Origin of the sequence: Burkholderia sp. KJ006 (assembly GCF_000262695.1) — a bacterium.
In the GTDB taxonomy this organism is placed as follows: domain Bacteria; phylum Pseudomonadota; class Gammaproteobacteria; order Burkholderiales; family Burkholderiaceae; genus Burkholderia; species Burkholderia vietnamiensis.
Window position 1 is genome coordinate 811,496 of sequence record NC_017922.1, and the last position, 21,918, is coordinate 833,413.

Below are 21,918 nucleotides of genomic sequence, written 5' to 3' on the forward strand. Positions count from 1 at the left end.
GGAGAGGACCACCATGCCGGCCGGCCCTTCCCTCTACGACATGCTGCTCGGCCAGATCAGCGGCGAGCCGCTCGACGCCTACGACGACCGGACGCTCGAGTGCATGAGCGTCCAGCAGAACGTCCAGCGCATTCTGAACACGCGCGCCGGGGCGCTGAAACACCTGCCCGATTACGGCCTGCCGGACCTGACGAACATCTACAAGGCGCTGCCCGCATCGGCTCACGTGCTCAAGCAGCAGATGGAAGCGACGCTCGTGAAATACGAGCCGCGCATCCGTTCCGTCGACGTCGACATCCTCGACAACGACGATCCCGGCGTGCTCGTCTGTTTCGAGATGACGTGCCATCTGAAGAAAGCCGGCCTGGTGCGGTTCGGCACCTACTTCGAGCCGCCCGGCCGCATGTGGCTGAAACGCCGGGCGGCTGACCGCCGCTGATTCGACGCCCCGGGCCGCACCAACCCGGCCCGATCCCCGCCCCATTCGACACCGAGGGTTAACACGGCGCACGTCCGGCTTTGTGCCGCGCATCTTTTCGCCTAGAATTTATCGACCGATAACTTATCTCTCGATAAACAAGGAGTTCGCCATGCCTGTCTCGCGACTCGCGCACTACTCGATCCGCACGCTCGACCTCGACCGGTCGTGCCGGTTCTACGAGCGGGTGCTCGGCTTCAAGCGCGGCTACCGCCCGCCATTCGACTTCCCGGGCGCGTGGCTCTACGCCGGCGACGACGAAGCCGACTATGGAATCGTGCACCTGATCGGCATCGATCCGGCCGACCCGCGCGGCCTTGCCGCCTATCTCGGCGACAAGGCCGTGCCGGCCACGGGCACCGGCACCGTCGATCACATCGCGTTCCTCGCGACCGGCGTCGAAGCGATGTGGCGCACGCTGCGCGCCGAGAACGTCGCGTGGCGCGACCGCACCGTGCCGAGCCTCGGGCTGCATCAGATCTTCATCGAAGACCCGTCGGGCGTGACGATCGAACTGAACTATCCGGCCGCCGAAGTGGCCGGCCTCGACCCGCGCGGCGCAGCCGCGGCTACCCGTGGAGCGTGACATGAACGACCGCAATTCGACCAAGCGCAAGGCCGCCATCGTCGGCGGCTCACTGGGCGGCCTGTTCGCCGCGAACCTGCTGCTGCGCAACGGCTGGGACGTCGACGTGTTCGAGCGCGTGCCGGACGAACTGTCCGGGCGCGGCGCGGGCATCGTCACGCATCCCGAGCTGTTCGACGTGCTGCGCGCGGCCGGCGTCCGGATCGACGCGTCGATCGGCGTGAACGTCGACGCGCGCATCACGCTCGCACGCGACGGCTCGCTCGCCTCCGAGCGGCCGCTGCCGCAGACGCTCACCGCGTGGAGCAAGATGTACCACGTGCTGCGCGCCGCGCTGCCGGACCAGCATTACCACGCGGGCGCCGTGGTCGCCGACGTCGCGGACGGCCCCGATCGCGCGTCGGTCACGCTCGCCGACGGCTCGGTGGTCCACGCGGATCTCGTCGTCGCCGCGGACGGCCTGCGCTCGGCGATCCGCGAAACCTTCCTGCCCGACGCGCGCTTGCAATACGCGGGATACGTCGCGTGGCGCGGGCTGGTGGACGAACGCGAGCTGTCCGACACGACGCACGCGACGCTGTTCGACAAGTTCGCATTCGGGCTGCCGCCCCGCGAACAGATCCTCGGCTACCCGGTTGCCGGGCGGCACAACAGCACGCAGCCCGGCGAGCGCCGCTACAACTTCGTCTGGTATCGCGCGACGCGCGAAGACACCGACTTGCCGAACCTGCTCACCGATGCGACCGGCAAGCTGTGGGCCGGCGGCATTCCGCCGACGCTGATCCGGCCCGACGTGCTCGCCGCGATGGAAGACGCCGCGCATGCGCTGCTCGCGCCGCAGTTCGCGGAAGTCGTGTCGCGCGCCGCGCAGCCGCTGTTTCAGCCGATCTACGACCTCGAGGTGCCGCACATGACGTTCGGCCGGATCGCGCTGCTCGGCGACGCCGCGTTCGTCGCGCGCCCGCACTGCGGGATGGGCGTCACGAAGGCGGCCGGCGACGCGATGGCGCTCGTGCAGGCGCTGGGCGCCCACGCCGATACGCTCGATGCGCTGCATGCCTACAGCGACACGCGCACCGCGTTCGGCGCGGCGATCGTCCAGCATGCGCGTCATCTCGGCGCGTACATGCAGGCGCAGTTGCAGAACGACACCGAACGCGAAATGGCCGAGCGCTATCGCACGCCCGAAATCGTGATGCGCGACACCGCCGTGCCGCCGCAACTGTGAATCGTGCAGGCCGCCTGCCCGACGTGCCGCACCACGTCATGACCGATACCAACCAGGAGACACCGTGAACCGCTCGATTCCGGCTTGTGCCGGCCCCGTCCCCGATCCGGACGCATTCGCCGCGCCCCAGCATCCGCTGCTGCGCGAGGCCCGCTTCCGCCAACTCGTCGCGCGCAGAAGGCGGTTCGCGTGGTCGCTGACCGCCGTCATGCTCACGCTCTACTTCGCGTTCATTCTCGCGCTGGCGTTCTCGCCCGCCTGGCTGGGCCGGCCGATCGCGCCGGGCCGCACGACGACGTGGGGCATCCCCGTCGGCTTCGGGATGTTCGTCGCGACCTTCGCGCTCGTCGCGCTGTACGTGCGGCGCGCCAATTCGGTACACGACGCGCGCGTCGCGTCGATTCGCGACGGAGGCGGCCAATGAAGCGCGCCGCCATCCTCGCTGCGCCGATCGTCGCGGCGGCCGGCGCAACGCCCGCATGCGCGGCCGCACCGGCCGTGCATGCGCCCGCGCACGATCCGCTCGCGATCGGCATGTTCATGCTGTTCGTCGCCGCGACGCTCGTCATCACGCGCTGGGCCGCGCGCCACAACCACAGCGTCGCCGATCACTACGCGGCCGGCGGCCGCATCACCGCGCTGCAGAACGGCTGGGCGATCGCCGGCGACTACATGTCGGCCGCGTCGCTGCTCGGCATCTCCGCGCTCGTGTTCACGAGCGGCTACGACGGGCTGATCTATTCGGTCGGCTTCCTCGCGAGCTGGCCGATCATCCTGTTCCTGATCGCCGAGCCGTTGCGCAACCTCGGCAAGTACACGCTCGCCGACGTCGTGTCGTACCGGCTGCAGCAACGCCCGATCCGCGCGTTCGCGGCGTCGAGCTCGATCGTCATCGTGCTGCTGTACCTGGTGTCGCAGATGGTCGGCGCCGGCAAGCTGGTCGAGCTGCTGTTCGGGCTGAACTACACGGTCGCGGTCGTGATCGTCGGCGTGTTGATGGTCGTCTACGTGTTCTTCGGCGGCATGCTCGCGACCACGTGGATCCAGATCGTCAAGGCCGTGCTGCTGCTCGCCGGCGCGGCCTTCATGGCGGTCATGGTGCTGAGCCGCTTCGGCTTCAGCCTCGACGCGCTGTTCGCGCAGGCGATACGCATCCATCCGAAGCACGCGGCGATCATGCGGCCGGGCGGGCTCGTGTCCGATCCGGTGTCCGCGGTGTCGCTCGGGCTCGCGCTGATCTTCGGCACGGCCGGCCTGCCGCACATCCTGATGCGCTTCTTCACCGTCGGCGACGTCGGCGCCGCGCGCAAGAGCATTCTCTATGCGACCGGCATCGTCGGCGCCGGCTATGCGCTGATCATCGTGATCGGCTTCGGCACGATCGCGCTCGTCGCCGCGGACCCGCAGTATCACGACGCAAACGGCGCGATCGCGGGCGGCGCGAACATGGTCGCGATCCATCTCGCGCACGCGGTCGGCGGCGACCTGTTTCTCGGCTTCATCTGCGCGGTCGCGTTCTCGACCATTCTCGCGGTGGTCGCCGGGCTGACGCTGGCCGGCTCGTCGGCGATCTCGCACGACCTCTACGCGAACGTGCTGCACCGCGGCCGCGCCACCGACCGCGACGAAATGCGCGTCGCGCGCGCGACGACGCTGGTGCTCGGCGTGCTCGCGATCGTGCTGGGCATCGCGTTCCAGAAGCAGAACATCGCGTTCATCGTCAGCCTGACGTTCTCGATCGCGGCCAGCTCCAATTTCCCGGTGCTGCTGCTGTCGATCTACTGGCGCGGGCTCACCACGCGCGGCGCGGTAGTCGGCGGCGCGGTCGGCCTCGTCACCGCGGTCGCGCTGACCGTGCTGAGCCCGACCGTCTGGGTGCAGGTGCTCGGCCACGCGCATGCGCCCTACCCGTACGAATATCCGGCGCTGTTCTCGATGGCGGCGGCGTTCGTCGCGATCGTCGCGGTGTCGGTGACCGACCGGTCGGCCCGCGCGCGCCGCGAACGCGCGCTGTTCGATCTGCAGCTCGTCGCATGCGAGTTGGGCGTCGCGCCGTCGCAGTACGACCATCACAACCTGGAGACGACACGATGACCTGTACCTGCTGCATGTCCAGCGGCCGGCGCCGCGTGCTCGGCGCCTTCGCGGCGCTCGCCGGCGCGGCGGTTGCCGGACGGCCGGCGACTGCCGCCGAGCCGGGCTCGGTTTCATCGCTTGCATCGGCTTCATCGGCTCCATCCACGCCGCCCGCCGCCCACCCGCGCGCGATCGACATTCACGCCCACTACTACCCGGAGAGCTTCTGCACGCTGGTCGGCGGCGAAGGCAAGCGGTTCGGCGGCGCGTTCACCTGCGACGACACGACCTTCACGTTCCGCACGCCGGCCGGCGGCCTCGGGCCGCTGCCGATGAAGTTCATCGACGTCGACGCTCGGCTCGCCGACATGGACGCATCCGGCGTCGACGTGCAGGCGCTGTCGCTGAGCGTGCCGATGGCGTACTGGGGCGACCGGCCGTTCAACGCGAAACTGGCGCGCACCTGGAACACGGCCGCGTCGCGCGTGCACCAGCGTCATCCGACGCGCTTCGTCGTGCTCGCGACGCTGCCGATGCTCGATGCGACCGACGCGATCGACGAGCTCGAGCGCGCGTCGCAGCTGCCCGGCGTACGCGGCGTCTACATGGGCACCAACATCGACAACCGCGACCTCGACGACCCGCGCTTCGCGCCGGTCTTCGCCCGCATCGAGCAGCTCGGGCTGCCGGTGTTCCTGCATCCGCAGCAGACGGTCGGCGGCGCGCGGCTCGGCGATTTCTATCTGAGCAACCTGCTCGGCAATCCGTTCGACACCGCGATCGCCGGCGCGCATCTGATACTCGGCGGCGTGCTGGACCGCCATCCGGCGCTGCATTTCACGCTGCCGCATGCGGGCGGCGCGTTGCCGATCCTGGTCGGGCGGCTCGATGCCGGCTGGACCGTGCGGCCCGAAACGCGCCGGCTCGCGCAGCAGCCGAGCAGCTACCTGCGGCGCTTCAGCTACGACACCGTGTCGCATTCGGGGCCAGTGCTGAACTTCCTGATCGACACGGTCGGCATCGACCGGCTCGTGCTCGGCAGCGACTACTGTTTCGACATGGGCTACGCGCAGCCGGTGCGCTTTCTCGACCGGCTGGACCTCACCGCCGCCCAGCGCGCGATGGTGCTGGGCGGCAATGCCGGCCGGCTGCTGCGGATCTAGGCGCGGGCGTGGCGTGCGCCGCGCCAGGGCCTGTTCACCGGCCCGATGCGTTCAGAACGTTTCAGCCGGGCTTCAGGTCTTGATCGCGCCCCGTGCGTAGACTGCCATCCTGAGCTGCCGCGCAGCACCGCGCGTGCGCTCGTCATCGACTGCTGGAGTAATCACATGACCCCTGTCGCCCATCACCGGCGCGCGACAACCCGACCCGCACGACACGGCCTGCACGCGTCGTGCGGCGCCCCGACGCGCACGGAGCACGCATGAAGCACAAGCGACTCTGGATCGGCGCAGCCGGCATCGCGATCGCGGGCATCGCCGTCGCGATCGGCATCATGGTGCGGCCCGCGATCGCGCCGATCGATCCGCCGGCCGCCGCTTCGTTCGATCCGCAACTCGTGCGCGCGGGCGCGCGCGTGGTCGCGCTCGGCGATTGCGTCGTGTGCCACACCGCGAAGGACGGCAAGCCGTTCGCCGGCGGCCTGCCGCTCGCGACGCCGTTCGGCACGATCTACGCGACCAACATCACGCCCGATCCGGACACCGGCATCGGCCGCTGGTCGCGCGACGCGTTCGCCCGCGCGCTGCGCACCGGCATCGGCCGCAACGGCCAGCCGCTCTACCCGGCGTTCCCGTACATCCATTTCACGCGGATGTCGGACGACGACATCGCCGCAGCCTATGCGTACCTGATGACGCGCGAGCCGGTACACGCGAGCGCGCCGGCCAACGACCTGATGTTCCCGCTGAACTTCCGGCCGCTGGTCGCGTTCTGGAACGTGCTGTTCCTGCGTGAAGGCGCCTATCGCGCCGACCCGGCCCAATCCGCCCAATGGAACCGCGGCAGGATGCTCGTCGATGGCCTCGGCCACTGCGCGTCGTGCCATTCGCCGCTGAATGCGATCGGCGGCGAACAGGGCGGCCGCGCGTTCGACGGCGGCCTCGTCGACGGCTGGGAAGCGCCGCCGCTCAACGCGCTCGGCCACGCCGCGCGCCCGTGGACGCAGGCGCAGCTCGTCACGTATCTGCGCACCGGCCGCGCGAGCGAGCACGGCGCCGCAGCGGGGCCGATGCTGCCGGTCACGCGCGATCTCGCGACGGTGCCGGCCGACGACGTCGAAGCGATCGCCACGTACATCCTGTCGATCCAGAAACCGGCCGATGCGCGGGCGCGCGACACCGCGTCCGGGTCGGAACGCATCGCGAAGGACCCGGCCGCGCAGCGCGGCGCCGTGCTGTTCCAGGCATCGTGCGCGCAGTGCCACGGGCCGGGCGCGCCGATGCAGTCGATCGGCGAGCGTCCGACGCTCGCGTTCAGCACCGCGCTGAACGCCGATACGCCGCGCAACGCGATCCAGATGATGTTCAACGGCATCGGCTGGCACGGCGAGGACACGCTGAACTACATGCCGTCGTTCGTCGACCAGTACGACGATGCGCAGATCGCCGATCTCGCCGCGTACGTTCGCGCGGCATACACCGATCGCCCCGCGTGGACCGGTGCCGACGCGATGGCCGCCAAGCTCAGAAAAGAGGACACCGCTCGATGATCACCCTCACCGTCAACGGCGTGCGGCACACGCTCGACATCGATCCATCCACGCCGCTGCTGTACGCGCTGCGCAACGACCTGCACCTGCACGGCGCGAAGTTCGGCTGCGGGCTCGGCCAATGCGGCGCCTGCACCGTGATCGTCGACGGCAAGCCGACCTTCTCGTGCCTGATGCCGGTCGCCGCGGTCGGCTCGCGCAACGTGCGCACGATCGAAAGCCTCGGCACCGCCGAGCATCCCGGGCCGCTGCAGCGCGCTTTCGTCGAGCATCAGGCCGCGCAGTGCGGCTACTGCATCGCCGGCATGATCATGCGCGCGCAGGCGCTGCTCGAGCGCAATCCGAAACCGACGGAGCAGGAGCTGCGCACGCACATGGAACCGAATCTGTGCCGCTGCGGCACGCACATGCGCATTCTCGCGGCCGTGCGCTCGGTCGCCGGGCTGCCGGCCCCGGAACCGGCTTCCGCTCCCGTCACGATCAGCAAGGCACTGTGATGAATTCCCACGACGACATCGACGAAGGCCGCCGGCATTTCATCGTCTCCGGCGCGCTGTTCGTCGCGTTCACGCTCGCGCCCGCCGCGCGCGCGGCGGCGCAGCTCGTGATCGCCGACGAAGGCGCGGCCGTTCACGTCTCCAAAGCCACGCAGGCGCTGGCCGGCAGCCTGAAGACGAATCCGCTGCTCGACGCGTGGATCAAGATCGCCCCCGACGGCAAGGTGACCGTCTTCACCGGCAAGGTCGAGCTGGGCACCGGCATTCGCACCGCGTTGCTGCAGGTCGCCGCCGAGCAGCTCGACATGAAGCCGTCGCTGATCACGTTCCTGACGGCCGACACCGGCGCGTCGCCCGACGAGGGATTGACCGCCGGCAGCCACACGATGGCCGACAGCGGCTCCGCGCTGCTGAATGCGGCCGCGCAGGTGCGCGCGCTGCTGGTCGAGGGCGCGGCGAAGCGCCTGGGCGTCGCTCCGAACACGCTGACCACGGCCGACGCGGTGATCCGCGCGCCCGACGGCCGCACGATGACCTACGGCGACGCGATCCGCACGGTCGACCTGCACCGCAACGCGGCGCCGACCTCGCCGCTGAAGAATCCGTCGACGTTCGCGGTCATCGGCACGTCGCTGCCGCGCGTCGACATTCCGAACAAGGTCACGGGCGGCGTCAGCTACGTGCAGGACATGCAGCTGCCCGGCATGCTGCACGCGCGCGTCGTGATGCCGCCGGTGTACGACGCGAAGCTGCTGTCGTTCGACGAAGCCGCGATCCTGAAGCTGCCGGGCGTCGTTCGGATCGTGCGCAACGGCAGCATGCTCGCGGTGGTCGCCCAGGGCGAGTGGCAGGCGGTGGTCGCGCAGCGCGCGCTGGCCGCGGGCAGCCGCTGGTCGCCGGGCCGCAAGCTGCCCGATCGCGCCACCGTCCACGCGGACCTGAAGCGGATCTCGACGCAGCGCATCGAAATCGCGAACACGCACGCGGCGACGGCGCCGGCCACGAAGACGCTGAACGCGACGTTCCTGAAGAACTACCTGCTGCACGGGTCGATCGGGCCGTCGTGTTCGGTCGCGCATCTCGAGAACGGAATGATGACGGTGTGGACCCATTCGCAGGGCGTCTACCCGCTGCGCGATGCGCTCGCGCAGATGCTGTCGATGCCGAAGGCGAACGTGCGCTGCATCCACACCGAGGGCTCGGGCTGCTACGGCCACAACGGCGCGGACGACGTCGCCGCGCACGCCGCGCTGATCGCGGCCGCGCTGCCCGGCAAGCCGATCCGCGTGCAGTGGATGCGCGAGCAGGAACACACGTGGGATCACTTCACGCCGGCGATGGTGACCGAGGTCAGCGCGTCGCTCGACGCGAGCGGCCGCATCGTCGACTGGAACTACGCGCTGTGGAGCAGCTCGCACAACGAGCGGATCGTCGACGCCGGCCGGCTGCTGCCCGCGCGCATGCTGGAGCCGCCGTTCGTGCCCGCGCCGTCGACGCCGATGCTGCAGCCCGAAGGCGGCGCCGACCGCAACGCGATCCCGCTGTACACGCTACCGAACCAGCACATCGTCAACAACTTCTCGCCGACGATGCCGCTGCAGACCTCCGCGATGCGCTCGCTCGGCGCGCACACCAACGTCTGGGCGATCGAGAGCTTCATGGACGAGCTCGCGCACGCGGCCGGCGTCGATCCGGTCGAGTTCCGGCTGCGCCACATGGACGACCATCGCGCGCGCCAGGTCATCAAGCTCGTCGCGACGCACTTCGGCTGGCCGCGGCCGCCGCGCGCGCGCAACCGCGGCGTCGGCTTCGCGTTCGGCAAGTACAAGAACCTGATGGCGTACGTCGCGATCGCCGTCGAGGTGTCGATCGTGCCGGAGACGGGGCAGGTCACGCTCGAGCACGCGGAAGCGGCCGTCGACGCCGGCCAGATCGTGTCGCCGGACGGCATCCGCAACCAGATCGAAGGCGGCATCGTGCAGGCCGCGAGCTGGACGCTGTACGAGGCGCTGAAATACGACACCGAGCGGATCCGCAGCTTCGACTGGAGCAGTTATCCTATCCTGCGTTTCTCCGCCGCACCGCAAAGCGTGAAGGTGCACCTCGTCAATCGTCCGGGCGCGCCGTTTCTCGGTGCGGCCGAAGCGTCGATGGGGCCGACCGCCGGCGCACTGGCCAACGCGATCTTCGATGCGACCGGCCAGCGCATGCGGGAGATGCCGTTCGCCGGCGACGCGCTGAGAAAACGCATCGACGCGTAGCGCGCCGCGCGACGCCCGACCTACCCGCGCCGCTGGCGCCGGCACGCACCGGCGCCACGCGCCCACCGCCTGGAGAACCCCGACGATGGATACCTTGCTTTCGATGCGCGTGTTCACGCGCATCGTCGAAACCGGCAGCTTCACGCGCGCGTCGGACACCACGGGCCTCACGACGCCGCGCGTGTCCGCGCTGCTGAGCGCGCTCGAACAGCACCTCGGCTGCCGGCTGCTGAACCGCACCACGCGCCGCATCTCGCTGACCGAGGACGGTCAGGCGTACTACGAGCGCTCGGTCGCGGTGTTGCGCGAGATCGACGACATGGAGGCGTCGGTATCGCACGCGCGCAACGTGCCGCGCGGCCGCCTGAAAGTGAACCTACCGCCGGCGATGGCGCGGCAGGTCGTGGTGCCCGCGCTGCCGGAGTTTCTCGAAGCGCATCCGGGCATCATGATCGAGCTCGGCGTGACGGACCGGCAGATCGACCTGGTCGGCGAAGGCGTCGACTGCGTGGTGCGCATCGGCGCGCTCGACGACTCGGGGATGATCGCGAAGCGAATCGGCAGCCTGACCACCTGCACGTGCGCGTCGCCCGCGTACCTCGCCCGCTTCGGCGAACCCGAGACCGTCGACGATCTCGCGCAGCACGTCGCGGTCAGCCACATCTCGGCCGACACCGGCCGGCCGCGCGTGTGGGACTACGTGGTCGACGGCGAACCGCGCATCGTGCAGATGTGCGGCACGGTGGCCGTCAACGATGCGGACAACTACATCGAGTGCGGCGTGGCCGGCATCGGCCTCATCAAGACGTCGCTGTATCTGGTGGACCCGTACCTGAAGTCCGGGCGGCTGCGCGAAGTGCTGACCGCATTCAACGCGCCGCCGCGGCCGATCTCGGTGCTGTATCCGCCCAACCGTCACATCCCCGTCAAGCTCAAGGTGTTCGTCGACTGGCTCGCGAGCCAGTTCGAGCGGATTCCCACCCTGCAGGGCCAGCGCGGCTGAACCCGCGCGGCGCGGCACCTTTGCGTGCCGCGCAACGCTCGATTGCGCGCTCGCTCGATTCCCGTTTTATCGAATGATCAATAGTATCGACGGCAATGCGGTGCATCGTCGCCCGCCGGGCCGACAGGCGCTGCCGGCGCGGTGATACGGCGCCCGCCCTTCCCTTTTTCAGGAGTCGACCATGTCAGCAGATTCAACGCCGCTCGCGGCGGGCGCGCACGGCGCCAAACTCACGCAGGGGCTGATCCTGCTGTTCGCGTTCAGTTGCGGCGCGATCGTCGCGAACCTGTACTACGCGCAGCCGATCACCGAACTGATCGCGCCGGGGCTCCACATGTCGGGCGACACGGCGAGCCTGATCGTGTCGCTGACGCAGATCGGCTATGCGCTCGGCCTGTTCTTCATCGTGCCGCTCGGCGACCTGCTCGAGAACCGCAAGCTGATGATCGTGACGGCCGTCGTGTCGATCGCGAGCCTCGCGGCGGCCGCGTTCGTGCACACCGCCGGGCTGTTTCTGGCGATCTCGCTGCTGATCGGCTTCAGCTCGGTGGCGGTCCAGATCCTGGTGCCGCTCGCCGCGCATCTCGCGCCCGATCATTCGCGCGGCCGCGTGGTCGGCACCATCATGAGCGGGCTGCTGCTCGGCATCCTGCTCGCGCGTCCGCTGTCGAGCGTGGTCGCCGACGCGTTCGGCTGGCGCTTCGTGTTTGCGGCGGCGGCGGTGCTGATGACGCTCGTCACCGCGGTGCTCGCGCTGACGATTCCGGCGCGCCAGCCCGACCATCGCGCGACCTACTTCGAGCTGATCGGCTCGCTGCTGCATCTGGTCCGCACGATGCCGATCCTGCGTCACCGCGCGTTCTACCAGGGCCTGATGTTCGCGTCGTTCAGCCTGTTCTGGACCGCCGTGCCGGTCGAGCTGACGCGCCACTACGGTCTGTCGCAAACGGCGATCGGCGTGTTCGCGCTGGTCGGCGCGATCGGCGCGACGTCGGCGCCGGTGGCCGGCCGGCTCGCGGACGCCGGCCATACGGTGCGCGCGACGCTGATCGCGCTGATCGCCGGCGCCCTCGCGTATGCGATCGCGCTGGTGCACGGCGCGGGCCTCTACGGGCTCGTCGTCACCGGCATCGTGCTCGACTTCGCGGTGCAGATGAACATGGTGCTCGGCCAGCGCGAGATCTATGCGCTGCATGCAGCGAGCCGCAATCGCCTGAACGCGCTGTACATGACGAGCATCTTCGTCGGCGGCGCGCTCGGCTCGGCGCTCGCCAGCCCGCTTTACGAACGCGGCGGCTGGCCGCTCGTCGCGGCGGTGGCCGGTGTGTTCCCGGTCGTCGCGCTTGCGCACTACCTCGCGATCGGGCGGCCGCATGCGCGCCGCCACGCCCAAGGCTGACCGCGCGGACGTCACCGCGCCCAACGTGAAACGAAAGGAGTCCACCATGTCTTCCCTGCTCAGTGCCTACGACCTGCGCGGCCTCGCGCTGCCCAACCGTGTCGTGATGGGGCCGATGACGCGTTCGCGCGCGCCGTCGCGCGGCCTGCCGACCGAACTGATGGCCGAGTACTACGCGCAGCGCGCGTCCGCCGGGCTGATCGTGACCGAGGCGACCAACGTCAGCACGGCGTCCGCGGCATTCGAATCGACGCCCGGGCTGATCGACGATGCGCAGGTCGCCGGCTGGAAGAAGATCACCGACGCCGTCCATGCGAACGGCGGGCGCATCTTCGCGCAGTTGTGGCACGGCGGGCGCGTCGGCTCGCTGGCGCTGCTCGATGGCGCCGCGCCGCTGTCGCCGTCGGGCGTGAACGACGACCTCGAGCAGCTGCAGGTGTGGGCGCAGCTGCACAACGGCTATTACACGAAGATCCACGCGACGCCGTCGCGCGCGATGACGACCGACGAAGTGGTCGCGGCGGTCGCCGAATTCCGCCACGCGGCAATGCAGGCGATGGCCGCGGGCTTCGACGGCGTCGAGATCCATGCGGCCAACGGCTATCTGCCGCACCAGTTTCTGTCGTCGACGCTGAACCGCCGCGACGATCGCTACGGCGGCTCGGTCGCGAACCGCGCGCGCTTTCTCGAGGAGATCGTCGACGCGGTGGGCGGCGTGATGCCGCTGAGCCGCGTCGGCGTGCGCGTTTCGCCGTACGCGAAGTACAACAACGTGCGCGACGCCGATCCCGATGCGACCTACGCATACGTCGGGCGCATGCTCGACGACGCGGGCGTCGCCTACCTGCACGCGGCCGACACCAACGGCTGGAGCGGCGAGCCCGATCTGCCGCGCATCGTCGCGCAGGCGCGCCGGTCGTTCGGCGGCACGCTGATCGTCAACGGCGGCATCGCGCCGGACGCGGCGAACGCGCTGATCGATGCGGGCGACGCCGATCTCGTCGCGTTCGCGCGTGCGTACATCGCCAACCCGGATCTCGTCGAGCGCATCGCGACGCGGGCGCCGCTCGCGCAGCCGAAGTCGATCGGCTGGTACGGCGGCGACCGCGCCGGTTACGTGGACTATGCGCGGCACGATGCGGCGGAAGCGGGGGTGTAGGGATGTGGGGGGCGGAGAGCGTGCAGTTACCCGTCGCCGCCCGCCCCGTCCCACGGCAGCCGGCCATCGCCCGGCCGCCCCGACGCCGTCACGCGTCGGTCCAGCGCGCGCCCAGCACGCGCCCGCAGAAGTTCGGCCGATGAAAATCCGGATCCGCGCGTTCGAGCACGTCGGCGCTCCACGTACCGAACGTCGACTGCGGCCGATGTTCGACGCCGCGCGCGACCGTGTCGAGAAACGCCTCGCGAAAACCGCTGCCGCGCGGGTACGCGGCCAGCAGCGCGGCCCGCTCGTCGGCCGTATAGGCGTCGAAGTCGGTCGCCATCAGATCGGTCGACACCGCACCGGCCAGCGCGCGCGCGAGCGGCGATGCGCGCACGGCCACGCCCGGCGTCGTATGCAGCGCGATCGCGTGCCACACGTCGTCGCGCATGCGCCGCGAGCGGCGATGCCGCAGCAGCAGCGCATGCGCGGCATCCGCCCCGTCGAGCTCGTAACGTGCGGTCGAGCGGCAGTACGCGTGGCTCAATCCCATGTTCACGTACATCGCGGCGACATACAGCGCATCGGCATCGCACGTGTCGCCCGCGCGCCGCGCGGCGAGCGACGCGAACACGAATACGCGCGCGGCGTGACCGGCGAGCGCGGCAGGCAACGATGCGCGCGCCGCGTCGGCCGCGTCGATCGCCAGCGGCGTGCGCGGAATGCGCACGCCGGCCACTTCGCCGCCGTCAGCCGGTGCGCGCGTGTGCGCAGCATTCATCTCGTCTCCTCATGCCCCGTGCACGGGGCGGAAAATCGTTCAATGCAACGCGCGGCCGCGCACGCGGCACGCCGGGGCGGCGCGCTAGAACGCGACGCAGCGGCAGCCGAACGCGTCGCAACGATCGCCGGCGGCGCTCGCCGTCGGGAAGCGCGAGCGCGCGAAGCGGCGTCCGTGGCCGCGGGTACGGCACGCGTCCATCCCCGGCTCGGCGCATGCGCCCGCCGCTGCCGACGCGCGCGCACGGGCTCGCGCGCCGCCCGCCGCATCGTCGGCGCCGCCGTCTGCGCCGCGGTCGGCCACCGGCGACCACGCGGGGCTGACGGGCGGCAACGGCGGCGCGAGCGACGCGAATTCGGCATCCGCGTGCACGACCTTGCCGTCCACGACCGTCAGCACCGACGACAACTGCGGAATGCGCGCGACGTCGATCGCGAAGTAGTCGTCGCTCAGCACCGCGAAGTCCGCGTACCGGCCGGGCGTCAGCGCGCCCTTGCGGTACTCGTCCGCCGAGAACCACGCGCTGCCGAGCGTGTGGACGCGCAGCGCGTCCATCCGGCCGAGCCGCGCACGCGCGGGGTACAGCGGCGTGCCGCCGACCGAGCGCCCCGACACCATCCAGTACAGCGCGACGAACGGGTTGTAGCCGGCCGTCTGCGTCGCACCGGAGCCCGCGCCGACCGGCAGCCCGGCCGCGAGCATCGCGCGGATCGGCGGCGCGCGGCGCGCCGCGGTCGCGCCGTAGCGCGCGATGAACGCCTCGCCCTGGAACGCCATGCGCGGCTGCACGGTCACGCCGCCGCCGAGCGCTGCGATCCGGGCGATATTGGCGTCCGACAGCGTTTCACAACGGTCGAAGCACCAGCGCAAGCCGTCGAACGGCAGCTCGCGGTTCACCGCTTCGAGAACGTCGAGGAAACGGCCGATCGACTCGTCGTAGGTCGCATGCAGCCGGAACGGCCAGCGGTGGCGCACCAGCAGCCGCACGACGGCCGCGAGATCCGCCTCGAGCGACGCCGGCAGCTCGGTGCGCGGCTCGAGGAAGTTGCCGAGATCGACCGCCGAGAACAGCAGCCGCTCGCCGGCGCCGTGCGTGCGCAGGAACGCGTCGCCGTCGCCGGGCGCCGTCAGCGCGATCCATTTCGCGAAGTCGTCGACTTCGCGGCCCGCATGCCGCGCGCCGAGCGCGTAGGCGATGCGCGTCGTCAGCTCGCCGCGCCGCGCGAGCGTCATGACGGCCGCATAGTCGTCCGGATAGACGAGGCCGTCGCCGCCCGCGTCGATCGCGCTCGTCACGCCGACGCGATTCAGCGCATGCATGAACTGTTGCGTCGAGTTGAGCCGGTCGCCGTCCGACAGCGCCGGCGCTGGGTCGAGCGCCGCGCTCAGCACGGCCGGGTCGGGCCGCGCGAGCAGCAGCCCGGTCGGTCGCCCGTAGCGGTCGCGCCGCAGTTCGCCGCCGCCCGGATCGGGCGTGTCGCGGTTGTAGCCGAGCGCGCGCAGCGCGGCCGCGTTCAGCCACGCGCTGTCGCCCAGGTGCTGGACGAACACGGGCGTATCGGGCGCGATTGCATTGAGCTCGGCCAGCGTCGGCCCGCGCTTTTCCGCGAACTGCAGCGCGCTCCAGCCGCCGGCGACGCGCACCCACTGCGGCGCAGGCGTGCGCCGCACCTGCCGGCGCAACCGGTCGAGCGCGTCGGCGAGCGACGGTATGCCGTCCCAGCGCAATTCGAGGTTGAAGGTCTGGCCGCCGCGGATCGCCTGCAGATGCGCATCGACGAGGCCGGGAATCACGGTGCGGCCGTGCAGGTCGATGCGCGTCGTGGCGACGCCCGCATGGCGCAGCACGTCGCGATCGTCGCCGGTCGCGACGATGCGCCCGTCCTTCACCGCGAGCGCGCTGACGAACGCGCCCCGCTCGTCCTGTGTCGCAATCTTGCCGTTGAAGACGACTAGATCCGCCGAGTGCGCGGGTTCCGTCGCTCTAAGCACTGTCGGGCCTCCGGTGCGCGGCGCGCCGCGCGGTCCGCGGCTCGTACGCACTCGCCAATGCGGCCTGCACGCGCACGGCGGCACGCATGCCGCCCACCCACAGCGGCCCCGCCGCCCCGAACGCGCGCATCGTCATGCCCCCTGCTGCGCCGCGTCGACGGCGTCGTGTCGGGCGCGCGGGCGGGACGGCACGGGCGCCGCGTCCTGACGCACGAAACTCTGCACCCGCAGCAGCCGGCGCACGTCGTGCGAGCGCGAGCGCGGGTCGAAGTCGTGCGCGATGCCGGCGACCAGCGTCGACGCCTGCGCGGTACGCCCGCGCTCGATCAGGTGATCGGCGAGATCCAGCGAGCTGCGCAGCGCCCACATCCCGGCGCCCTGCGCGTTCGCCGTCTCGATCGCCATCTGCAGATGACGCTGCCCGTCCGCCTCGCATGCGACCGAGAGGTCCGCGCCGACGGTACGCGCGTGCTCGAGCATCGCGACGCCGCGCACGCGCAGCAGTTCGGGGACGAACAGGTGCTCGCCGTGCGCGCGGCAGCGCGCGAGCGTCGCGTCGAGCAGCGCGCGCGCCTGCGCCGCGCGGCCGGTGCGCACCAGCCCTTCCGCATACGCGACGTTCAGCGGCGCGAGCAGCCTGCGGAACCCGCTCGCGTCGACACGCTGCAGCGCCGGCTCGAGCCGCGCGAGCCCCGCGCCCGGATGGCCGGCCTGGATGTCGAACTGGCCGGTCAGGCATTCCGCGTGGCTGCGCCAGATGTCGAAGCCGTGCGCAGCGGCACTCGCGCGCAGCGTCGCGAGATAGTCCGACGTGATGTCGTGATCGCCGTAGCGCAGCGCGATCGGCACGGCGGCCGCGCCGAGCACGATGCACAGCGCGAGCGGCGAGCCCGCGCGACGCGCACACTCGACCGCCTGCGCGGCGAAGCGCATCGCCGCTTCCGGCTCGCCCTGCATCCACACGAGCCGCGTGAGCATGGTGCGCGCGAGCGTCGCCACGTCGACGCCGAGCGCCGCCTGCGCGCACGGCGGTTCGCCGGCGTCCGCGAGGCCGGCCGTGGCCGCCTCCAGCCGCTCGCGCGCCTGCGCGTGCTCGCCGAAATAGTGCAGCGAGGTCGCGACCATCGCATGCGCGAGCAAGCGCTGCGACGGGTCGCCGCGCCGCTCGGCCGCGCGCTCGAAGCGCATCGCGTAGCGCAGCGATTCGTGGATGTCGGACAGCGTCAGCATCGTGTTCCACAATCCGACCAGCGCGCGCGCGTCGAACGCGTCGTCGCCGCTGCGGGCCGCGAGGCCCAGCGTGCGGTCCCACATCGCGGCCGCGGCCAGCGCATCGCCGTCGGTGTGCAGCACCGCCGACGCGCATGCAGCGCGCAACCGCATCTCGCGGCCCGCGTCGAGCGGGGCGGCGGCGCCTGCGTCCAGCGCGTCGAGCATCTGTATCGCGTGCGCGGCGGACTCGCGCATCCGCGCGGGCTCCTGCAATGCGTGCGTCAACAGGTCGGCGTCGGGGATGGCGGCGGCCGGCGGCGCCGGGTCGGTCGTGGCTTGGGCTTGGGCTTGGGCTTGGGCTTGGGCTTCGGCTTCGGCTTCGGCTTCGGCCGCTGCCATGATCCGGGCTTGCGCGTGGGCCTGCGCATGGACTTGCGCATCCGCCCGCGCATCGTCCGCGTGCGCCGCGCGCCCGTCCGCGTCCGCGTCCGTGCCCGCTTCAGCGCCGACACCCACACGCGCCGGCGCATGTTCGCGCTCGTACAGCGCGTGGCGCGCGGCGATCCGCTCGAACTCGCCCTCGTTGTGCAGTTTCTCCAGCGCATAGGCGCGCGTCGACTCGGTGAGCCGGTAGCACACGTACGCGCCATGGAATTCGACGCTCACCAGCGATTTCGCGACCAGTTCGCCGAGCACCGCGATCGTGTCCGACGCCGACGTGTCGGGCTCCGCGGCGACCGCGCGCGCGGCATCGAACGAGAACGGCCCGATGAAGCAGCCCATCCGGCGAAACAGCGCACGCGCGGTCGGATCGAGCAGCACGTAGCTCCAGTCGAACGTGGCGCGCAGGGTCTGATGGCGCGGCAGCGACGACCGCAGGCCGCCGGTCAGCAGGTTCAGCCGGTCGTCCAGCCGCGACGCGACGACCGCGAGCCCGAGCGTCGCCACCCTTGCCGCGGCCAGCTCGATCGCGAGCGGCAGCCCGTCGAGGCGCCGGCAGATGTCGCCCATCAGCCGCACGGCCGCTTCGTCGATCGGGCACTCCGGCGCGGCGGCGCGTACGCGTTCCAGGAACAGCGCGACGGCCGAGCACCGGGCGATTTCGTCGAACGACGCATCGCTTGCCGGCACCGCGAGCGGGCTCATCCGCAGCACCGCTTCGGCCGAGATGTGCAGCGGCTCGCGGCTCGTGACCAGCACGCGCAGCGACCCGGCAACGGAGGTGAGGGTTTCGACGAGCTTCGCGACCAGATCGACGATGTGCTCGGCGTTGTCGAGCACGAGCAGGCTGCGCGACTCGGCGAACGCGGCGCCGACGCACTCGACGGCCGGTACGCCGTCGACGCCGAGCGCGAGTTCGGCCGCGATCGCGATCAGCATGTCGTCGTGCGTCGACGCGGCTGCGAGCTCGACGAACAGCACGCGCTCGCGTCCGTGGCAGCGCGCATCGTGCGCCACATGCGCGGCGAGGCTCGTCTTGCCGATGCCGCCCGCGCCCACGAGCGTGACGACCGGCGTGCGCGCCAGCATGGCGACGATCTGCGCGAGCTCGGCATCGCGCCCGACCAGCGGCGGGGTCGGCACGGCGTGGGAGGCGTCGGGCAGCGCGGCGAGATCGGGGGCTGCGGACTCCACGAGCGCAACGGATCCAGCGGGCGCAGCGGCCGCGGACATGCCCTGCCCAGGCTCGCCGCCCTCTGGGACGTCCGGCGCCGGCCCGGCCGCGGCCGACGCGCTCGCGACGAGCAGATAGCCGCGCCCGGGAACCGTCTTGATCAGATCGCGATTCGCGCCGAGCGCCTTGCGCAGCGTCGCGACGTGCACCTGCAGCCGGTTTTCCTCGACGATCAGGCCCGGCCAGACCGCATCCATGATGTCGTCCTTCGACACGACCGAACCGCTCGCGCGGTGCAGCACTTCGAGGATGTCGAGCGCACGCGCGCCGATGCGCAGCGACGCGCCGTGACGACGAATGTCCCGCTGCTCGAAATCGACCGACAAAGTACCGATCTGGATCATGGCCGCCTCCGGGTACCTCAGGATGACCGCCGCATGAGCGCGGCAGCTCACGCGGCAGGAAGTCGGAGCCCGGCGCGCGATCGCGCCGGGCGGGGAAATATCGAATTGACGGCCCAGTGTAAAAGGACGTCCGGCGGAAATCTTGAAGAAAAATGCGCTGCGCGGGCGCCGCTGCGCCGCTCGGCGCGGTCACTTGCGTGTCGGGCAGCGCCGCTATACTGTGCCGGGCCCCGCGCACACGTGCCCCGCGCGGGCGTTCGGGCGTGCGGCCGTCGCGCCCGCGCATCGAAAGCCGATCGTCAGGGTCGCGAGCGGACCTTTGTACAAATTCATTTTGAATGCACGCGTGCCCGTATAAACTCGACTCGTCGTAACGCGCCACGAGTCACTCGCAGGAAAACAATCCATGCCCGACCTCGTCATCGCAGCGCCGGACGCCCCGGTCGCGCCAACGCCGAAAGACACGCTCGGCTGCGCGGCAAGCCTGCTGTCGAAGGACATCGAGACGGCCGCCGGCGGCCTGAAGCTGCACCGCAAATGCATGCGCGAGGCGCACGTCGAGCATATCGACATGCCCGCATGCGATCGCGGCTTCCTGGTCGGCGTATCGCTGAACGGCGGCCACCGCCGCACGCTCTACGGGCGCGCGGGCGCGAGCGAGCGCCGGTTCCAGCAACACTCGATCTACATTCGCGACTTCTCGCGCCATTTCCGCGCCGACCTGTACGGTAATTTCGACTTCGTGCTGGTCGAGCTGCCGCCCGCGTATCTCGAACGCGTCGGCCGGGAGCATGGCGGCAGCGCGGTCGGCGGCCTGACCTCGCGGCCCGACGTGCGCGACCCGGTGCTCGGCCATCTCGCGCACGCCGTGGCCGACAGCCTCGACGCGCCCGGTCCGCTCGATGCGCTGTTCATCGAGCAGATCGGGCTGGCGATGGGCACCCATCTGCTGCGCCGCTACGGCGCTGCGCGCGTGCGCGACCTCGAGCGCAAGGGCGTGCTGTCGCCGGCAAAAGTGGCGCTCGCGAAGGAACTGCTGATGGAGAAGGCGAACCTCGGCGTGTCGATCGAGGAAGTCGCGAACGAATGCGACCTGTCGCGCGGCTATTTCATCCGCGCGTTCTCCCGCACCACCGGCCGCACGCCGCACCAGTGGCTGCTCGAACAGCGCGTGACGCGGGCGCGCCATCTGATCGAGACGTCCGACATGACGCTCGCCGAGATCGCCGCCGATTGCGGGTTCTCCGACCAGAGCCATCTGAACCGCGTGTTCCTGCGCGTGATCGGCCATCCGCCCGGCGCGTGGCGCCGCGCGCGCTCGCGCTGATCGCGTCGGCCTGGCAACGGCGTCGGCGCGCAGCGCGCCATGCGAGGCTCATGAAACAGTTCAACGTCGACAGCGTGGCCGAGCTGCTGCGCCTCGCGCCGTCGAAGCAGCGGGCCTGACGTTGCGCGAAGCCGTCAGGCGTGCGCGTCGCAGAATGCACGCGCACACCTCACAACCCACCTCCCACCCCGCCCCTGAATCGTCCTGAAGATCGCCCACGCCGCCGCTGCGCCCCACGCAGCCGACGCTAGAATGCGAACCGCATGCAACGCGACGTTGCGACACGCACGAGGGCGACCCGATGGACAAATTCTCCGCGCTGCGCGCGTTCGTTGAAGTGGCCGAAGCCGGCGGTTTCTCGAGCGCCGGACGGCGTCTCGAACTCGCCGCTTCGTCGGTGGTGCGCGCAGTGGACGCGCTCGAGGCATCGCTCGGCACGGTGCTGTTCAACCGCACGACCCGGCAGGTCACGCTGTCCGATGCCGGCGTCGTCTACTACGCGCGGGCGAAGCGCGTGCTGGAGGAACTGGCCGATGCGGATGCGCTCGTCGCCGACCGCGGCAGCGAGCCGTCCGGGCCGCTGCGCGTGTCGGTGCCGGTCGCCTACGGGCTGCGCCGCATCGCGCCGCACGTCGCGGCGTTGCTCGCGCGCCATCCGAAGCTCGACATCGACCTGCAGCTCACCGACGAACGCGTCGACCTCGTGACGAGCCGGATCGACGTCGCGATCCGGCTCGGCGACGCGGCGCCGAGCGCAGACGTCGTCGCGCGCCCGCTCGGCACGTTCCGGCGCCACGTGGTCGCCAGCCCCGGCTACCTCGACGCGCACGGCACGCCGGCCACGCCCGGCGACCTGGTCGACCACGCGTGCCTGCGCTTTCACTTCGGCGTCGACCAGCAGGCGTGGACCTTCGTCGGCGCGCAGGGGACCACGCAGGTCGTCGTCGCCGGCCGGCTCAAATCGAATCACAGCGAAGTGCTGCGCGAAGCCGCGCTCGACGGCGCGGGCATCGCGCTGCTGCCCGACTGGCTGGTCGATGCGGACGTCGAGGCCGGCCGCCTGCGGCGTCTGTTCGACGACTACGACGTCACGCCCGGCGCCGCACGCGCGGTGATCACCGCGCTGTACCTGCCGAACCAGCGCGGCTCGAAGCGCGTCGCCGCGTTCATCGACTTCATCGCCGCGCTCGCCCGCGCGCCGGCATGAC

The 21,918-nt window shown here is 70.9% G+C and carries 17 protein-coding genes; 14 read left to right on the forward strand and 3 right to left on the reverse strand.

Going from position 1 to position 21,918, the window contains the following annotated elements; genetic code table 11:
* Positions 1-13 precede the first annotated feature (13 nt).
* The 12 genes from tssE to MYA_RS27605 all read left to right on the forward strand — a co-directional run bounded on the left by tssE (position 14) and on the right by MYA_RS27605 (position 13,397).
* Positions 14-439 (forward strand): type VI secretion system baseplate subunit TssE, encoded by a 426-nt coding sequence (gene tssE / locus MYA_RS27550; protein WP_014726098.1) that lies wholly within the window; start codon positions 14-16, stop codon positions 437-439.
* A gap of 151 nt (positions 440-590) precedes the next feature.
* The gene (locus MYA_RS27555) at positions 591-1,064 is read left to right on the forward strand and encodes a VOC family protein (RefSeq protein ID WP_011880434.1); all 474 of its coding nucleotides are present in this window, start codon (positions 591-593) and stop codon (positions 1,062-1,064) included.
* Between the two features lies 1 nt (position 1,065).
* A complete protein-coding gene (locus MYA_RS27560) occupies positions 1,066-2,292 on the forward strand; it encodes an FAD binding domain-containing protein (RefSeq protein ID WP_014726099.1) in 1,227 nt (408 codons plus the stop codon).
* A gap of 64 nt (positions 2,293-2,356) precedes the next feature.
* A complete protein-coding gene (locus tag MYA_RS27565; RefSeq protein WP_014726100.1) occupies positions 2,357-2,716 on the forward strand; it encodes a DUF485 domain-containing protein in 360 nt (119 codons plus the stop codon).
* A complete protein-coding gene (gene actP / locus MYA_RS27570) occupies positions 2,713-4,386 on the forward strand; it encodes a cation/acetate symporter ActP (protein WP_014726101.1) in 1,674 nt (557 codons plus the stop codon). Before MYA_RS27565 ends, actP begins: the two co-directional genes overlap by 4 nt.
* Positions 4,383-5,531: an amidohydrolase family protein gene (locus tag MYA_RS27575; RefSeq protein ID WP_014726102.1), complete on the forward strand. Its 1,149-nt coding sequence runs from the start codon at positions 4,383-4,385 to the stop codon at positions 5,529-5,531. Before actP ends, MYA_RS27575 begins: the two co-directional genes overlap by 4 nt.
* 260 nt (positions 5,532-5,791) lie before the next feature.
* A complete protein-coding gene (locus MYA_RS27580; RefSeq protein WP_011880439.1) occupies positions 5,792-7,078 on the forward strand; it encodes a c-type cytochrome in 1,287 nt (428 codons plus the stop codon).
* Positions 7,075-7,575, forward strand: a complete 501-nt coding sequence (locus tag MYA_RS27585; RefSeq protein ID WP_011880440.1) for a (2Fe-2S)-binding protein — start codon at positions 7,075-7,077, stop codon at positions 7,573-7,575. The genes MYA_RS27580 and MYA_RS27585 overlap by 4 nt, the downstream gene beginning before the upstream one ends.
* Positions 7,575-9,836: a xanthine dehydrogenase family protein molybdopterin-binding subunit gene (locus tag MYA_RS27590; RefSeq protein ID WP_041494393.1), complete on the forward strand. Its 2,262-nt coding sequence runs from the start codon at positions 7,575-7,577 to the stop codon at positions 9,834-9,836. Before MYA_RS27585 ends, MYA_RS27590 begins: the two co-directional genes overlap by 1 nt.
* A gap of 85 nt (positions 9,837-9,921) precedes the next feature.
* Positions 9,922-10,839 carry a LysR family transcriptional regulator gene (locus MYA_RS27595; protein ID WP_014726104.1) on the forward strand — a complete coding sequence of 306 codons (918 nt, stop codon included), beginning with the start codon at positions 9,922-9,924 and terminating at the stop codon, positions 10,837-10,839.
* A gap of 181 nt (positions 10,840-11,020) precedes the next feature.
* On the forward strand, positions 11,021-12,238 hold the full coding sequence (locus tag MYA_RS27600; RefSeq protein ID WP_011880443.1) for an MFS transporter: 1,218 nt from the start codon (positions 11,021-11,023) through the stop codon (positions 12,236-12,238).
* Between the two features lie 46 nt (positions 12,239-12,284).
* The gene (locus MYA_RS27605) at positions 12,285-13,397 is read left to right on the forward strand and encodes an alkene reductase (RefSeq protein ID WP_014726105.1); all 1,113 of its coding nucleotides are present in this window, start codon (positions 12,285-12,287) and stop codon (positions 13,395-13,397) included.
* 88 nt (positions 13,398-13,485) lie between these two features.
* Here MYA_RS27605 and MYA_RS27610 read toward each other — a convergent pair whose 3' ends face one another.
* The 3 genes from MYA_RS27610 to MYA_RS27620 form a co-directional block, all read right to left on the reverse strand.
* A complete protein-coding gene (locus MYA_RS27610) occupies positions 13,486-14,160 on the reverse strand; it encodes a hypothetical protein (RefSeq protein ID WP_014726106.1) in 675 nt (224 codons plus the stop codon).
* 84 nt (positions 14,161-14,244) lie between these two features.
* The gene (locus MYA_RS27615) at positions 14,245-16,152 is read right to left on the reverse strand and encodes an amidohydrolase (protein ID WP_014726107.1); all 1,908 of its coding nucleotides are present in this window, start codon (positions 16,150-16,152) and stop codon (positions 14,245-14,247) included.
* A gap of 132 nt (positions 16,153-16,284) precedes the next feature.
* Positions 16,285-19,383 (reverse strand): ATP-binding protein, encoded by a 3,099-nt coding sequence (locus MYA_RS27620; protein WP_014726109.1) that lies wholly within the window; start codon positions 19,381-19,383, stop codon positions 16,285-16,287.
* A gap of 406 nt (positions 19,384-19,789) precedes the next feature.
* Between MYA_RS27620 and MYA_RS27625 the strand changes: the two genes are divergently transcribed.
* Together MYA_RS27625 and MYA_RS27630 are read left to right on the forward strand one after the other, a co-directional pair.
* Entirely contained in the window at positions 19,790-20,710 is a 921-nt protein-coding gene (locus MYA_RS27625) for a helix-turn-helix domain-containing protein (protein WP_011880448.1), read from the forward strand.
* 301 nt (positions 20,711-21,011) lie between these two features.
* Positions 21,012-21,917: a LysR family transcriptional regulator gene (locus MYA_RS27630; RefSeq protein ID WP_014726112.1), complete on the forward strand. Its 906-nt coding sequence runs from the start codon at positions 21,012-21,014 to the stop codon at positions 21,915-21,917.
* The last annotated feature ends 1 nt before the right edge of the window (position 21,918 follow it).